The organism is Haloferax sp. Q22, from assembly GCF_001482285.1.
GTDB lineage: Archaea > Halobacteriota > Halobacteria > Halobacteriales > Haloferacaceae > Haloferax.
In genome coordinates, this window is sequence record NZ_LOEP01000034.1 from 21,203 (window position 1) to 36,535 (window position 15,333).

At 66.6% G+C, this 15,333-nt stretch carries 14 protein-coding genes; all 14 read left to right on the forward strand.

The window, feature by feature from the left end; translation table 11 throughout:
• The first annotated feature begins 100 nt into the window (after window positions 1-100).
• Entirely contained in the window at window positions 101-583 is a 483-nt protein-coding gene (locus AM590_RS16490) for a hypothetical protein (protein ID WP_058828411.1), read from the forward strand.
• Between the two features lie 304 nt (window positions 584-887).
• Window positions 888-2,573: an ABC transporter substrate-binding protein gene (locus AM590_RS16495; protein ID WP_058828412.1), complete on the forward strand. Its 1,686-nt coding sequence runs from the start codon at window positions 888-890 to the stop codon at window positions 2,571-2,573.
• Window positions 2,574-2,625: 52 nt separating this feature from the next.
• Entirely contained in the window at window positions 2,626-3,645 is a 1,020-nt protein-coding gene (locus AM590_RS16500) for an ABC transporter permease (protein ID WP_058828413.1), read from the forward strand.
• A 2-nt stretch (window positions 3,646-3,647) separates the two neighbouring features.
• Window positions 3,648-4,553 (forward strand): ABC transporter permease, encoded by a 906-nt coding sequence (locus AM590_RS16505; protein WP_058828414.1) that lies wholly within the window; start codon window positions 3,648-3,650, stop codon window positions 4,551-4,553.
• Window position 4,554: 1 nt separating this feature from the next.
• Complete coding sequence (locus AM590_RS16510) at window positions 4,555-5,697, forward strand: ABC transporter ATP-binding protein (RefSeq protein ID WP_058828415.1); 1,143 nt, start codon at window positions 4,555-4,557, stop codon at window positions 5,695-5,697.
• Complete coding sequence (locus AM590_RS16515; protein ID WP_058828416.1) at window positions 5,694-6,758, forward strand: ABC transporter ATP-binding protein; 1,065 nt, start codon at window positions 5,694-5,696, stop codon at window positions 6,756-6,758. The genes AM590_RS16510 and AM590_RS16515 overlap by 4 nt, the downstream gene beginning before the upstream one ends.
• Window positions 6,755-7,117 carry a hypothetical protein gene (locus tag AM590_RS16520; RefSeq protein WP_058828417.1) on the forward strand — a complete coding sequence of 121 codons (363 nt, stop codon included), beginning with the start codon at window positions 6,755-6,757 and terminating at the stop codon, window positions 7,115-7,117. The genes AM590_RS16515 and AM590_RS16520 overlap by 4 nt, the downstream gene beginning before the upstream one ends.
• Complete coding sequence (locus tag AM590_RS16525) at window positions 7,114-8,289, forward strand: DUF917 family protein (protein WP_058828418.1); 1,176 nt, start codon at window positions 7,114-7,116, stop codon at window positions 8,287-8,289. The genes AM590_RS16520 and AM590_RS16525 overlap by 4 nt, the downstream gene beginning before the upstream one ends.
• A gap of 8 nt (window positions 8,290-8,297) precedes the next feature.
• Window positions 8,298-9,215, forward strand: coding sequence for a DUF1177 domain-containing protein (locus AM590_RS16530; RefSeq protein ID WP_058828419.1), 918 nt, complete (start codon window positions 8,298-8,300; stop codon window positions 9,213-9,215).
• A gap of 1 nt (window position 9,216) precedes the next feature.
• Window positions 9,217-9,876 carry an AroM family protein gene (locus AM590_RS16535; protein WP_058828420.1) on the forward strand — a complete coding sequence of 220 codons (660 nt, stop codon included), beginning with the start codon at window positions 9,217-9,219 and terminating at the stop codon, window positions 9,874-9,876.
• Window position 9,877: 1 nt separating this feature from the next.
• Window positions 9,878-10,825 carry an aminopeptidase gene (locus AM590_RS16540; protein ID WP_058828421.1) on the forward strand — a complete coding sequence of 316 codons (948 nt, stop codon included), beginning with the start codon at window positions 9,878-9,880 and terminating at the stop codon, window positions 10,823-10,825.
• Window positions 10,822-11,766, forward strand: coding sequence for a nitroreductase family protein (locus tag AM590_RS16545; protein ID WP_058828422.1), 945 nt, complete (start codon window positions 10,822-10,824; stop codon window positions 11,764-11,766). Before AM590_RS16540 ends, AM590_RS16545 begins: the two co-directional genes overlap by 4 nt.
• Window positions 11,766-12,425: an aspartate/glutamate racemase family protein gene (locus tag AM590_RS16550; RefSeq protein WP_058828423.1), complete on the forward strand. Its 660-nt coding sequence runs from the start codon at window positions 11,766-11,768 to the stop codon at window positions 12,423-12,425. The genes AM590_RS16545 and AM590_RS16550 overlap by 1 nt, the downstream gene beginning before the upstream one ends.
• Before the next feature lie 315 nt (window positions 12,426-12,740).
• The gene (gene katG, locus AM590_RS16555; RefSeq protein ID WP_058828424.1) at window positions 12,741-14,897 is read left to right on the forward strand and encodes a catalase/peroxidase HPI; all 2,157 of its coding nucleotides are present in this window, start codon (window positions 12,741-12,743) and stop codon (window positions 14,895-14,897) included.
• Window positions 14,898-15,333 lie beyond the last annotated feature (436 nt).

Consider the following 15,333-nt stretch of genomic DNA (forward strand, 5'->3'; position numbering starts at 1 on the left):
CTCATTTCGGGACGGCGAACGACCGAAATCGAAGGCCGTCGGGGGAACGCGCGTTTCGGGCACCAAACACTTTTACTCCGCGTTCACGGAGGGTGTCGTCATGGTACGCGGAAAAATCAACCGAACGAACAAGGCCCTCGCCGATTGGGCTGACATCCTCACCGAGATCGACGAGGTTTCGGCGGAACTCGAAGATTCAGGCTGGGAGACGCTCGTTCTTCATCCCGGGGACGTATCCACCACGGACGCGGCGGCGGCCGCCGACTCCGGATTCCGTCTCCTCGTTCCGGATTCCGAACTCGAAGCGCTTGAATCGGCTGTCTCGGGGCCTGACACGGCGTTCGACCAGTTCGAAGTCTACCGCGCCCGCGACACGAACATTCGAATCTTCGTCGTCGTCGTGAAATCCGTGGAAACGAAGGAAGCGGTCCTCTATCCCGTGTTTTACGACTCCGATACCGACCACTCGTTCGTCGAAACGCTCCGAACCGAATCCGAGATTCGGACGACGGTGAGCGACTTGGGAAACACCCGTCGTTGCTCGTTCCGACACACCGAACCCGCCCTGTTTCTCCCGCAGTAACCGCTCACGGAGTCGCCGATTCCGCCTCGGCCTCGACCGCGCTCGACGCGACGCTCCCGCGATTAACGCGCTCATTCTTGTCCACAAATCTCACGATTAGCTGTGTATATATGGCTTATTTTGAGTCAACCCAAGTTGATTCGACTTCTATATCTGATCAAGTGGCGTATTCGTTCATATCCTCGTGTTCTCGGCCCTCTCCAAAATTATTGCAAAACTAAAATTAGATGAATCAACTTCTATTGTAGACGATATGTTCAATCACTAGGAAAGCTTTATACGAATAGGGTATCCACAACTCTCCATGCCAACCGGCAACATAGAACGCAGAAAACTGCTGAAGCTCATCGGTGCGGGAGCGACGAGCGTCGCGCTCGCAGGCTGTCAGGGGGCCCAGCAGACCGAGACCACCGACGGGAGTTCCGGGAGCGACTCGACCACGGCTGAACAAACGAGCGACGGCGGAAGCGGCGGGGCCAGCAACGACTTCCACTTCGTCGCCGGACAGGTCTTCGGGACGCTCGACCCCGCAGAGCAGGTCGACTACACGCAGGGGCTCGCGGCGCAGAACCTCTACGACGAACTCATCACGGTCGACGCCGAGACGCTCCAACCGACGGCGCACATCGCCGAGAGCTGGGACACCGAAGACGAGGGGAAGACGTGGGTGTTCACCGTCCGCGACGACGTAACGTTCTCGGACGGCACGCCGCTGACCGCCGACGACGTGGCGTACTCGCTCACCCGGATGCTGGAACTCCAGCGCGGGTACTCGTCGTTCTGGCTCGACTACCTCGACCCTTCGAACATCACCGTTCGCGACGAGCAGACGGTCGCCTTCGAGTTCAATCAGGCGTACGGCCCGGCGCTGGCGACGTTCGTCCAGTTCTACATCGTCAACAGCACCGTCGTCCAGGAGAACGAGCAGGACGGCGACCACGGCAACGCCTACCTTCAGAACAACTCCGCCGGTTCCGGCGCGTACGTCCTCGACAACTGGGAGCAGGGAAACTCCATCGAGGCGACCGCCTACGAGGACTACTGGAAGGGCTGGAGCGAGGACAGCTTCGACACGTTCCGCTCGACGGTCATCACCGAGGAGTCCACCATCAAGACGACGATGCAGCAGGGCGAAGGCGACATGACCGACCAGTACATGGGCACGCAGGCGTACGCCGAGATGGACTCGTACGCCAACGTTCGCGTCCCCGAGGTGCCGCAGCTGCAGTTGTTCCACTTCCCGCTGAACTGCCAGAAGGCACCGACCGACGACATCAACGTCCGGAAGGCCATCGCCTACGCGTTCGACTACGACAGCGCCGTCAACGACATCATCGGCGGCGGCGGCGTCGCTGCCGGGCCGGTCCCCCGTGAGATGGCGGGCCACAACGACGACCTCGTCCCGATGGAACAGGACCTCGACAAGGCCAAGGAGTTCCTCGACAAGGCGGACTACTCCGTCGACGAAATCAACGAAATCGGCCTCGAACACGTCGTCGTCGCCGGCACCGAACTCCAGCGCCAGATGGGGCTTCTCAACCAGGCCGGGCTGAACGAACTCGGCATCGACCTCGAAATCAACCCGCTGCAGTGGGCCCGCCTCACCGACCGCGCGACGAGCGCCGAGTCGACCGCCCACATGACGAACATCTTCCACACGGCGAAGATGCCGTCGCCGGACAGCCACACCTACCTGATGTACCACCCCTCCTCGTTCGGGTCGTACATCTCCCAGTCGTGGTACTCCACCGACGAAATCGCGGCCACTCTCGAAGAGGCGCGCAAGTCCACCGACCTCCAGTCGCGGCTGGAGAAGTACGAGGAGGCGCAGGCGCTCATTGTCGAGGGCATGCCGAGCGTCTACATCGCCAACCCGCCGTACCGCATCGGCATCAACGAAAACGTCGAGGGCTGGCAGTACCGCGGCGTGATGTCGTTCGACTGGGACGTCCACTCCATGACTCGCAGCGGCGAGGGCCGGGCGAAGTAGTCGCCCGACGACTTTCGACGCCCCGTTTCGGGCCGTCTTTCCAAACTCACCAATGTCATACGTAGATTACCTCGTTCGGCGCGCAATCCACTCGGTCCCCGTCATCTTCGGGCTGTCAGTGCTCATCTTCCTGATATCCCGCGTGATTCCGGGCGACCCTGTTCGGTTGGCGCTCGGACCGGAAGCAACTGACCAGCAAGTCGCGGCACTCCGGGCCGAGATGGGCCTCGACCAGCCGCTGCCGATGCAGTACGCCGACTGGCTGTTCGGCGTCGTGCAGGGCGACTGGGGAATGTCGCTTCGGACGAACAACAACGTCTTTTCGGACATCGTCGCCCGCCTGCCCGCGACGCTCGAACTGACCGTCGTCACGCTGTTTTTCGCCGTGTTACTGGCGATTCCGTTCGGCGTCGTTGCCGGGACCAACAAGGACCGCTGGCAGGACCACCTCTCGCGCATCACCGCCCTGTTCGGCGTGTCGATGCCGCGGTTTTGGGTCGCTATCGTCCTCCAAATCGTCTTCGTCGTCAGCCTCGGGCTGTTGCCCCTCTCGGGGCGGCTCAGCGACGGCGTCGCTCCCCCACCGGCGGTCACGCGCCTGTATCTGGTCGACAGCCTCATCGCCGGCCAGTTCGGGACGTTCGTCGACGCGGCCACGCACCTCCTGTTGCCGACCGTCGCGCTCGGTCTCGCCACGCTGGCGCAGGTGATGCGGCTCATCCGCTCGGACATGATCGACGAGCAGCGCAAGGACTACGTCCTCGCCGCGCGGGCCTACGGCCTCCCGAACACCCTCATCGAATACAAGTACATGCTGCAAAACGCCTTTACGAGTTCACTCACGGTGGTCGGTCTCGCCTTCGGCTTCCTCCTCGGGAACGCGTTCCTCGTGGAAATCGTCTTCGCGTGGCCGGGGATGGCGCGCTACGGCGTCCAAGCAATCCTCTATCAGGACTTCAACGCCATCGTCGGCGTCACCATCGTGGTCGGTATCGGCTTCGTGACCGCCAACTTCGTGGTCGACCTGCTGTACGGCTACCTCGACCCGCGGGTGCGGCTGGAGGAGGGATAGTCATGTCCACGAAGACCTCCATCCCGTTTCTCGACACCGAGAGCGCCGCCCGGAAAGAGCGGATTCGACAGCTCAAACGCGGCTTTCGGACCTTCGCGGGCAACAAGCTCTCGCTCGTCGGACTGGCGATGATTCTGACGCTCGTCGTCGCGGCGCTCCTCGCGCCGTACCTCGCGCCGTTCCCCGAACACGCCGGCGCGGGCGTCTACTTCGACCAGGCGAGCGAGCCGCCGAGCGCGACGCACCTGATGGGCACCGACACGACCGGCCGCGACATCTTCAGCCGCGTCCTGTTCGGGGCGCGGCTGTCGCTTCTGATGAGCGGCATCGTCCTCTCTATCGCCATCTCAATCGGCGTGACGCTCGGGCTCATCGCGGGCTACCTCGGCGGGACGACGAACACCGTCATCATGCGGGTGACGGACATCTTCCTCGCCATCCCGCCCACGCTCCTCGCCATGGCGGTCGTCGCCGCGACCGGCGCGTCGCTGTTCAACGTCATGGTCGCCATCGCCTTCTCGTGGTGGTCGTGGTACGCCCGCCTCGTGCAGGGCGAGGTGCTCTCGATAAAGGAAGACGAGTTCATCGAGTCGAGTCGGGCGCTCGGGTCGGGATGGGTGCGGACGACGTTCAGGGAGATTCTCCCGAACGTCGTCAGCCCCATCACGGTCAAGGCGACCCTCGACATGGGCTTCGTGATCCTCGTCGGCGCGGGCCTGTCGTTCCTCGGCCTCGGTGCGCAACCGCCGACGCCGACGTGGGGTGCGATGATCGCGCAGGGCCGCAACTACGTCACGAGCTTCTGGTGGATTGCCGTGTTCCCCGGGCTGGCGATCTCGTTCGCCGTCCTCGGGTTCAACTTCATCGGCGACGGCCTGCGCGACGTGCTCGACGTGGAGGTGGACTGAGATGGCGGATCCCATCTTAGAGGTGAAGAACCTCCACGTCCACTTCGAGACCCACGACGGGACGGCCGAAGTGATAAACGGCATCGACTTCGCCATCGACCGCGGCGAGACCGCGGCGCTCGTCGGCGAGACGGGCTGTGGCAAGAGCGTCACCGTGAAGTCAATCATGGGACTGCTCCCCTCGGCGACCATCCCCGAGGGCGAGATTCGCTACAAGGGCGAGGACGTGCTCTCGCTCTCCGACGCCGAGCGCCACTCGCGGCGCGGCAAGGAGATGAGCATGATAATGCAGGACCCGATGACGAGTCTCAACCCCGTCCTGACGGTCGGCGAGCAGATGATGGACGTGCTGAAGTGGCAGGGGCGACCGCGCCTGTCGCTGTCGAAACTCGTCCGCGACGCGCTGTCCACCGGCGCGAAAGCCGAACACCGGAAGCGGGCCATCGAGATGCTCGGCGAGGTGGAAATCTCGGCCCCCGAGCGCGTCTTCGAGAGCTACCCGGTCGAACTCTCCGGGGGGATGCGCCAGCGCGTCCTCATCGCCATCGCGCTCCTGTCGGAGCCGGACCTGCTCATCGCCGACGAACCGGGGACCGCCCTCGACGTGACGACCGAGGCGAAGGTGCTCGACCTCCTCGACGAACTCGTCGAAGAGCGCGACACGAGCGTCCTCTACATCACCCACGACCTCGGCGTCGCCCGCGAGGTCAGCGACCGCATCAACGTGATGTACGCGGGCGAAATCGTCGAGCAAGCGCCGACCGCCGACCTGTTTGCGAACCCGCAGCACCCCTACACCCGCGGGCTGCTGGAGAGCATCCCGACGCTCTCGACCGGCATCGGCGACGGCATCGAGGGGCACCTGCCCGACTACACGAACCCGCCGGCCGGCTGTCGGTTCGCCGACCGCTGTCCGCACGCGGAACCGGACTGCCACGAGGCGTACCCGTACCCGCGGCAGACTGGCCCTGACCACGCGACCGCGTGTCACCTGTTCGACGGGCTCCCCGCCCGCGAGCGTCACGAGTCGCTCGCCGCGGAACGGGTCGATATCGGAACCGCGCCGTGGCTGTCTGCTGGTGGCGACACCCATAGCGGCGACGCACCCGGCGACATCTCCGCCGACGGGGGGACGGACCAATGAACGACTCAGCGTACACGACCGAATCGACGGCGGCGGCACAGCGCGACCGGGACCTCGACGACCCGATGGTCACGGTCGAGAACCTCAAGAAACACTTCCCGCTGTTCGAGGGCATCTTCCAGAAGAAGGCGGGCGAGGTCCGCGCCGTCGACGGCGTAAGCTTCTCCATCGCGGAGGGCGAGACGTTCGGCCTCGTCGGCGAGTCGGGGTCCGGCAAGACGACGACCGGCCGGTCGATGCTCCGCCTGACGGAGCCGACGAGCGGGCGGGTCGAAATCGACGGCCAGAACGTCGTCGACCTCTCCGACGGCGAGCTCAAGCGGTTCCGCCGGAACATGCAAATCGTCCACCAGGACCCGGCATCGAGCCTCAATCCGCGGCACCGCGTCAAGTCGATTATCGAGGCCCCCCTGAAGATTCACGACTACGGCGACTCCGAGGCCCGACTCGAACGGGTCGAGGAACTCTTGGACATGGTGGACCTTCCGCGGGAGTTCATGTACCGCTACCCCGGTCAGCTCTCGGGCGGCCAGAAACAGCGCGTCGGCATCGCCCGCGCCGTGGCGCTCAATCCGAAGTTCGTCGTCCTCGACGAGCCGACGAGCGCGCTCGACGTGAGCGTGCAGGCCCGCATCATCAACATCCTCGAGGAGATACAGGATGAGTTCGGCATCACCTACCTGTTCATCACGCACGACCTCTCGCTCCTGAAGAACGTCGCCGACCGAATCGGCGTCATGTACCTCGGGCGGCTCGTGGAGGTCGGCGACGTGGACTCGGTGTTCGGGTCGCCGCAACACCCCTACAGCCGGGCGCTCCTCTCCGCCATCTCGACCATCAGCGAGGAGGACGAACTGGCGAAACCCGACCGAATCACGCTCGACGGCGAGGTGCCGGACCCGAGAGAAAAGCCCAGCGGCTGTGCCTTCCGGTCGCGGTGTGCCCACGAGTTCGACGCCTGTGCGGTCGAGGAACCCGAACTGTACGACCGCGGGCCGGACCAGGTCTCGCGGTGTTTCCTCCACGACGACCGGTTCGAGGAGGGCGCGGAGTGGGAATGACCGCAGAGCGCACAGACCGTCTCGCCGCCCTCCGGCGGGCGCGGCAGAACCGCCCGTGGACTGACGAACTCCTCCTGTCGTGCGCGTCGGACCCGGCGGCGTTCAAGGCCGCCCAGCCGGCGTGTTCGGCCTGCGACCGGCCGTGCCGCGACGGCGAGGTCTGCGCCACGGCGGTGGCGAAGTCCGACGGGCTGTTCGAATCGATGGGTCGCGACCAGACGTATCACCTGCTCGCGGCGGGCATGAAGCGACTCCGGGCGCGGGGGACCGCGACGCTTCGCAACGCCGACAGACAGCGGCCGAACGCCTTCCTCAGCGTAGCGGCCGACGACACAGACACCCCCGAGGCACCCCAATGACGACAGACGACACGCGGACACAGACAGACGGCGCGGAGCACGCGCCGACAGACGACGCACAGAGCCCGCAACCGGACGACACAGGACCCGCCCCGACCGACGGCGAGCGGGCGATAACGGCCGAATGGGTCGAAGACGTCGCGGTCGGCGGCGCGGTCCTCGGCGGCGGGGGCGGCGGCTCGCTTTCGAAGGGCACCGAGTTCGGCGAACTCGCCGTGGAGTACGGCCGGCCGACAATCGTCTCGGTCGCCGACCTCGACCCGACGGACGTGGTGGTGACCGTCAGCGGCGTGGGCGCGCCCGCCGCGACCGAGAGCCACGTCGACCCCGCGGACTACGTGCGCGCGGTGGAACTACTGGTGGACAGACTCGCAGCCGACGGGACGACCGTCGGCGCGCTGATGACGAACGAGATGGGCGGGTTCGCCACGGTAAACGGTCTGCTCCAGTCCGCCGTGACCGGCCTCCCGCTCGTCGATGCGGCCTGCAACGGGCGGGCGCACCCGACCGGGCCGATGGGCTCTATCGGGCTGTCGCAGGACGCGAACTCGATGCAGGCGGCGGTCGGCGGCGTGCCCGGGACCGCCAGCCGACTGGAGACGGTCGTCGAGGCGGAACTCGGCACAGCGGCGTCGCTCGTCCGGTACGCGGCCGAAGACGCCGGCGGCCTCGTCGCCGTCGCTCGCAACCCGGTCTCGGCGCGCTACGCCGAGGCGCACGCGGCGCTCGACACGTACGACCAGGCTGAAGCGGTCGGCCGTGCGGTCAGACTCGCGGACGGCGGCCGCGACGCCGCGGAACGCGTCGCCGAGGTCCTCGGTGGCGAGGTCTCGCTCGTCGGTCCCGTCGAGTCGTTCGCGCTCGAAACGACCGGCGGCTTCGACGTGGGTGAGGTCGAAATCGAGGGGCGCGAACTCACCTTCTGGAACGAGTACATGACGCTCGAACTCGACGGCGAGCGCCTCGCGACGTTCCCGGACCTCATCACGACGCTCGACGCCGAGACGGGGATGCCCGTTTCGACGGCGGAACTCGCGGAGGGCCGGTCGGTGGCGGTCGTCGTCGCGCCCGCGGCGAACCTCTCTCTGGGCGCGGGGATGGCCGACCCGGCGCTCTTCGACCCGGTGGAACAGGCGGTCGGAAAAGCGGTCAAATCACACGTATTCAACTAACGAAACTCATGTTCGACAAGATTCAGCAAGCCTACGACATCCTCAGCCGTCCCGACGCGGACGGCGAGCTGGTACGCGACGCACTCGAAACGTACGGTCTCGACACGGAAGTGACGACCATCTCGACCGACGAGGGGTCGACCGACTTCGTCAAGACGGTCGTCCCCGGAGCCGACCCGGACGCGCCGACGCTCGGCGTCATCGGTCGCCTCGGCGGGGTCGCCGCGCGACCGGCCGAACTCGGCCCGGTCTCAGACGCCGACGGGGCCATCGTCGCCCTCGCGGTCGCGCTCCACCTCGGCGAGATGCGCACCCGCGGCGACGTGCTCGCCGGCGACGTTCGCATCGCCACGCACGTCTGTCCCGACGCGCCGACCTCCCCGCACGACCCGGTGCCCTTCATGGGCAGTCCGGTCGATACGAGCACCATGAACGAACACGAGGTGGACGAGGAGATGGACGCCGTCGTCTCCGTCGACGCCACGAAAGGCAACCGCGTCCACTGCGAGCGCGGCTTCGCCATCACGCCGACCGTCAAGGAGGGGTGGGTGCTGAAGGTGAGCGACAGCCTCCTCGACATCCAAGAGCGGGCGACCGGCCGCCCGCCGAGCACGCTCACGCTCACGATGCAGGACATCACCCCCTACGGCAACGACGTCCACCACATCAACAGCATCCTCCAGCCGGCGACGGCGACTGACGCGCCCGTCGTGGGCGTGGCGACGACGAGCGTCTCGCCCGTCCCCGGCTGTGGGACCGGTGCGAACTACCTCACCGACCTGCTCGACGCGACCGGGTTCGTCGTCGAGACGGCCAAGGACTTCACCCGCGGCCGCGCGTCGTTCTACGACGAGGCCGAGTACGACCGCCTCACGTCGCTGTACGGTTCGATGGGCCGCCTCCAGACCCTCGGCGAGGGCGTCTGAGATGTCCACGCTCGGACTGGTGACCATCGGGCAGGCACCCCGGACCGACGTGACGCCCGACATCGCGGCGGCCCTCCCGCCGGAGGTGGACATCATCGAGGTCGGCGCGCTCGACCAGTTCGACTCGGCGGCCGAGGTCGAAGCTGCGGTCGGCCCGCGAGAGGGAAAGGCGGTGTACGTCTCCAGACTCGCAGACGGGACGCCCGTCACCGTCGACCGCGAGTCGGTCGTCGAACTCCTCGGAGAGCGCATCCGCGACCTCGAATCTGAGGTCACGGCAATCGGCGTCCTCTGTACGGGTCACTTCCCGCCGTTCGACGCCACCGTGCCCGTCTTCGAGCCGAGCGACCTGCTTTCGGCGTGGGTCTCGACCATCCTCGACGGGGGGACCCTCGGCGTCATCATGCCCAAGGAGGAACAGGAGGCCATGACGTTCGAGAAGTGGGCCGACTACGACCTCGTCACCGCCGCGGGGTCGCCGTACGCCGAGGAAGACGAGGTGTCGGCCGCGGCGGCCGAAATCGGCACCGACGCCGACCTCATCGTGATGGACTGCATGGGCTACACGCCCGAGATGAAGGCGACCGTCCGCGAGATTACGGACACGAGCGTCCTGCTCGGGCGGTCGGTGCTGGCGAAGACGGCCGAGGAGGTGCTCTGACGTGGCCGACTACCACGAGGTGGCGACGCGACTCCTCGCCGAGAACATGAACGCCGCCCCCGGAGAGACGCTCCTCGTCGTGACCGACACCGACACGAACCACATCGGGCGGGCGTTGTTCGAGGCCGGGGTCGAACTCGGCTTGGAGTCCGGCCTGTTCGAGATTCCGCCGATGGAGCGAAACGGGATGGAGCCGCCCGACTCGATCGCCCGCGCCATGGCGTCGGCCGATATCGTGGTCTGTCCGACCAGCGCGTCGCTGACGCACACGCGGGCCCGGGAGGCCGCGACGGAGGCCGGCGCTCGCGTCGCCACGATGCCTGGCATCACGGACCAGATGTTCGGCGAGGGCGCGATTACGGCCGACTACGAGGAGGTCGAGCGCCTGACGGCGGCGCTCACGGAGAAGCTCACCGCGGCCGACGAGGCCCGCATCGAGGTCGGCGACGCGTCGGCGACGATGTCGCTTTCGGGCCGCGATGGCATCCCGAGCGACGGCATCATCGCCGAACCCGGCGACTCCGGCAACCTCCCGTCCGGCGAAAGTTACATCGCGCCGGTCGAGGGGACGGCAACCGGCACGCTCGTCTTCGACGGCGGCCTCGCGGGCGTCGGCGTCCTCGACGACCCGCTGACGGTCGAACTCGACGAGGGGCGCATCGCGTCCGTCGAGGGCGCGGCCGCCGACGAGTTCCTCGACGCGACGAGCGGCGACGACTGCGCCCGGCGGGTGTGCGAACTTGGTCTCGGGACGAACCCGGCGGCGAGCATCATCGGGACCGTCCTCGAAGACGAGAAAGTGTACGGGACCTGCCACGTCGCCTTCGGCGACAACCTCGGCTTCGGCGGGATCATCGACTGCGACTCGCACCTCGACGGCGTCATCCTCGAACCGACGGTTTCGCTCGACGGCGAGGTCGTCGTCGCCGACGGCGAGGTGCTCGTGTGAGCGACCGGACACCCGCAACCGGTGGTCGCGAGGGCACGGACCACACGGGCCACGCTGACCGCACGGACCGCCCCGCGCTCGATGCGGCGGCCGCTGAAGTCCCCGACCTCGCCCCGTGGCTGGCACGTCGCGCCACGGTCCGCCAGTTCGACACCGACGCCGAGATTCCCGACGACGAGGTCCGCGCGATGGTCGACGCCGGACGGAAGGCCCCGACAAGCGGGACGGCCCAGATGTACAGTTTCGTCTGGATACGCGACTCCGACCGCCGCGAGCGAATTCACGAACTGTGTAGCCGCGGCACCGTGCAGGTCGAGGAGGCGAGCCACTTCCTCCTCGTCTGCATCGATATCCGTCGGATTCGACTGCTGTTGGAACACCGCGACCGCGAGTTCCGCATGACGCCCGCGATGGGGCTGTTGGAGGGGTCGATTGACGCCTCGCTGGCCGCGATGGGCGTGATGCTGGCCGCCGAGAGCCGCGGCTACGGTGTCTGCCCCATCGGCAACATCCTGAACAACCTCACCGAGGTCGCCGCGACGGCCGACCTTCCCGCGGGCGTCCTGCCGATTTTCGGACTCTGTCTCGGCGTCCCTCGTCACGGCGAGGCGACAGAAAACGCCCCGCGGGTTCCACTCGACACGGTGCTCCACGAGGGCGGCTACCGCGACGCCACCGAGGCGCAACTCGACGCCTGCTATGACGTGATGAACGAGATGTACGGCGACAGCGTCTACGGCGACGACCGCCGCGAGTGGCAGGAGACGCTCGAACGCTACTGGGGGCCGAACGGCTTCATGAACCGCCGCGAGGGCGAACTGCTCGACGCGCTCCGCCAGCAGGGGTTCTTCGAGGCTCGCGGCATCGACGAACCGTCGGACGCGGACGCAGACGCGGACGGCGGCTCTGACGCCGAGCGAAACGCCGGAGGGGCCGCTTGATGGTCGAACTCGGCGTCCTCCGCGTGCTCACAGTCGACGACCCTGAGGCGGTCGCCCACCACGGACGACTCATCGAGCGACACTACCCGCACGTCTCGACGGTGTCACGGTGCATCCCCGACCACCCCGACGGGATTCCGAACGCGGCCGCCGAGACCGACGCCCTCCCGTACATCGAGGCGCTCGGCCGTGAGATGGCGACCGAGGTCGACGCGCTCTGCGTCAGTTGCGCGCTCGACCCCGGCGTGGAACTGCTCGGCGAGGCGCTCGACATCCCGGTCGTCGGCGCGGGCGCGGGCGTGGCCGCCGTCGCGTCTGCCCGCGGCGAGCGCGTCGGGACGCTCGGCCTCGAAAACGGGGCCGGGTCGAGCATCCGACACCTGCTCGGCGACCGACTCGCGGCCGAGGAGGTCGTCGAGGGCGCGGCGACGACGAACTACCTCACGACCGAGGAGGGGCGGGCGGCGATTCGAGCGGCGGTCGACCGCCTCGTCGACGCCGGCTGCGACGTCGTCGCGCCGAGCTGTACCGGCATCTCCTCGTCGGGCGCGATACCCGACGTGCGGGCCGACGTTCCGATACCCATCGTCGACCCTGTCGTGGCGATGGGCGCGGTGGCGACGACCGCAGTCTCGCCGCCGCGTCCACTACGGCAGTAGGTTGCCGGACCACCCCGATGGCATTCCGCGCCGCTCGCGCCGCGCTCGGGGTCACACGCGCGGGCGACTATTTTCGTGCGCCGGTTGCGCGAGGACCAGCGATCCTCAACCAGTCAGCAGAACAACAATATTCGATAGGTAACTCCACCGACAACCCACAACCGGTCAAAAAGACAATAAGATAGGGGAAACACATACTCGTCAAGAGCCCTCCACTGAGAATTATTCATAAAGTAAAAAGATTGCTTTGGCTATAACCAAGACTTAATTCAAAATCAGTCAATTTTATCACCCAAAAGCGGTAACCGTTGGCGTATGAATGGCTCCGACCATGACTGGTGGCCGAACCAGTTGAAGCTCGAAATCCTCGACCAGAACGCACAACAGACCGACCCGATGGGCGAGGAGTTCGACTACACCGAGGAGTTCCAGAAGCTCGACTACGAGCAGGTGAAAGCCGACCTCGAAGAGCTGATGACCGACTCGCAGGACTGGTGGCCGGCGGACTACGGCCACTACGGTCCCCTCTTCATCCGAATGGCGTGGCACAGCGCCGGGACGTATCGCGCGCACGACGGCCGCGGCGGCGCCTCCGGCGGGCACCAGCGCCTCCCTCCGATCAGCAGTTGGCCGGACAACGTGAACCTCGACAAGGCGCGCCGACTCCTCTGGCCCGTCAAAAAGAAGTACGGGAACCAGCTCTCGTGGGGCGACCTCATCGTCCTCGCCGGCAACGTGGCCCTCGAATCGATGGGCTTCGAGACGTTCGGCTTCGCGGGCGGCCGCGCCGACGACTACGTCGGCGACAAGGCCCCCAGTTGGGGTCCCGAAGAGGAGTGGGAGACGACCTCCCCCGACCGCTTCGACGAGGAGGGTAACCTCAAAGAACCGCTCGGCAACACCGTCATGGGCCTCATCTACGTCAACCCCGAGGGGCCCAACGGCGAACCTGACCTCGAAGGCTCCGCGAAGAACATCCGCCAGACGTTCAGCGGCATGGCGATGAACGACAAGGAGACCGTCGCGCTCATCGCCGGCGGCCACACCTTCGGGAAGGTCCACGGCGCGGACTCCGGCGACAACCTCGAAGCCGAGCCCGAAGCGGCTCCGGTCGAGGAACAGGGCCTCGGCTGGAAGAACAACCACGGCTCCGGAAAGGGCCCCGACACCATCACCAGCGGTATCGAGGGTCCGTGGACCAGCGCGCCGACCCAGTGGGACATGGGCTACGTCGCCAACCTGCTCGACTACGAGTGGGAGGCCCACAAGGGCCCCGGCGGGGCGTGGCAGTGGCGGCCGGCCGACGAGTCGCCCGCGGACAAGATTCCGGACGCGGCTCCGGACGCGCACCTCCCCGACCAGTTCGTCGACCCGATGATGCTCACCACCGACATCGCGCTGAAGAAGGACCCCGACTTCCGCGCGGTGCTCGAGGAGTTCCGCGAGGACCCCGCGGAGTTCCAGGAGTCGTTCGCCAAGGCGTGGTACAAACTCCTGCACCGCGACATGGGCCCGCCGTCCCGGCTCCACGGACCCGAGGTTCCGGACGAAGCGATGCTGTGGCAGGACCCCATCCCGGACGCCGACTACGACCTCATCGACGACGAGGACGTCGAGGAACTCAAAACCGAGCTTCTCGACTCGGGCCTCTCGGTCTCCCAGCTCGTCAAGACGGCGTGGGCCTCGGCGTCCACGTACCGTGACAGCGACAAGCGCGGCGGCGCGAACGGCGCGCGCATCCGCCTCGAACCCCAGCGTAGCTGGGAAGTCAACGAGCCCGACCAGCTCGATGACGTGCTCGGCACCCTCGAAGGGATTCAGGAGTCGTTCAACGCCGCGCAGTCCGACGACACCCGCGTCTCGCTCGCGGACCTCATCGTGCTGGGCGGCGTTGCGGCCATCGAACAGGCGGCGGCCGACGCCGGCTACGACGTCGAGGTTCCGTTCGAGCCCGGTCGGACCGACGCGTCGCAGGAACAGACCGACGTCGAGTCGTTCGAGATGCTCAAGCCGGACGCCGACGGCTTCCGGAACTACGTCGCGGACGACGTCGACGAGCGTCCCGAGGACCTGCTCGTCGACAAGGCGGACCTGCTCGACCTCTCGGCGCACGAGATGACCGTCCTCGTCGGCGGCATGCGCGCGCTGGGCGCGAACTACCAGGACTCCGACCTCGGCGTCCTCACCGACGAGCCCGAGACGCTCACGAACGACTTCTTCGAGAACCTGCTCGACATGGACTACGAGTGGGAACCGGTCTCGGACGACGAGTACCTGTACGAAGTGCGCGACCGCGAGACGGGAGACGTCGAGTGGGAGGCCACTCGCTTCGACCTCATCTTCGGCTCGAACTCCCGCCTGCGCGCCATCGCGGAAGTGTACGGCGGCGACGACGGCGAAGAGGAGTTCGTCGAGGACTTCATCGAGACGTGGCACAAGATCATGAGCCACGACCGCTTCGACCTCGAATAACCGCGCAGCCCGCCGCGTTCGGTCGCGGTTGAGGCGCGCGAAGTCGGTTCCCGCCGCGGCGTCTGCGGTCGCGGTCACCGCCCGCGGGCTGACTTTTTCGCTCGCGTTCTCTTATTCGCTCCCCGAGTGACCACAAAATCGAGTTTTCGGGCGGTTTCGACTCGACTCGACCGGACGCCACCCGGCGCGACCCGCCTCAGCCGCCGGACGGAACCTCGCAGTCGAACGTTTCGAGCTGTTCTTGCAGGCCGCCGGTCTGTCCCCTGAGTTCGTCGAGTTACTCTCGAATCTCCGAAATCGTCGCCACTCTGGACTCGGCTTGGCTCGCCAGCGCATCGCTCTAAAGGGCTGTGTTGAATCACTAGACAGCGTCGGGATGGGTCGCTAAATCAAAGGAGTTGAAGCGGAGAGATTCGGTTGCCTATGACACAAATCT

Bases quoted from the DNA above. Each gene is read 5' to 3' on its own strand.
- AM590_RS16490 (WP_058828411.1), top strand. From the start codon at position 101: ATGGTACGCGGAAAAATCAACCGAACGAACAAGGCCCTCGCCGATTGG.
- AM590_RS16495 (WP_058828412.1), top strand. From the start codon at position 888: ATGCCAACCGGCAACATAGAACGCAGAAAACTGCTGAAGCTCATCGGT.
- AM590_RS16500 (WP_058828413.1), top strand. From the start codon at position 2,626: ATGTCATACGTAGATTACCTCGTTCGGCGCGCAATCCACTCGGTCCCC.
- AM590_RS16505 (WP_058828414.1), top strand. From the start codon at position 3,648: ATGTCCACGAAGACCTCCATCCCGTTTCTCGACACCGAGAGCGCCGCC.
- AM590_RS16510 (WP_058828415.1), top strand. From the start codon at position 4,555: ATGGCGGATCCCATCTTAGAGGTGAAGAACCTCCACGTCCACTTCGAG.
- AM590_RS16515 (WP_058828416.1), top strand. From the start codon at position 5,694: ATGAACGACTCAGCGTACACGACCGAATCGACGGCGGCGGCACAGCGC.
- AM590_RS16520 (WP_058828417.1), top strand. From the start codon at position 6,755: ATGACCGCAGAGCGCACAGACCGTCTCGCCGCCCTCCGGCGGGCGCGG.
- AM590_RS16525 (WP_058828418.1), top strand. From the start codon at position 7,114: ATGACGACAGACGACACGCGGACACAGACAGACGGCGCGGAGCACGCG.
- AM590_RS16530 (WP_058828419.1), top strand. From the start codon at position 8,298: ATGTTCGACAAGATTCAGCAAGCCTACGACATCCTCAGCCGTCCCGAC.
- AM590_RS16535 (WP_058828420.1), top strand. From the start codon at position 9,217: ATGTCCACGCTCGGACTGGTGACCATCGGGCAGGCACCCCGGACCGAC.
- AM590_RS16550 (WP_058828423.1), top strand. From the start codon at position 11,766: ATGGTCGAACTCGGCGTCCTCCGCGTGCTCACAGTCGACGACCCTGAG.
- katG (WP_058828424.1), top strand. From the start codon at position 12,741: ATGAATGGCTCCGACCATGACTGGTGGCCGAACCAGTTGAAGCTCGAA.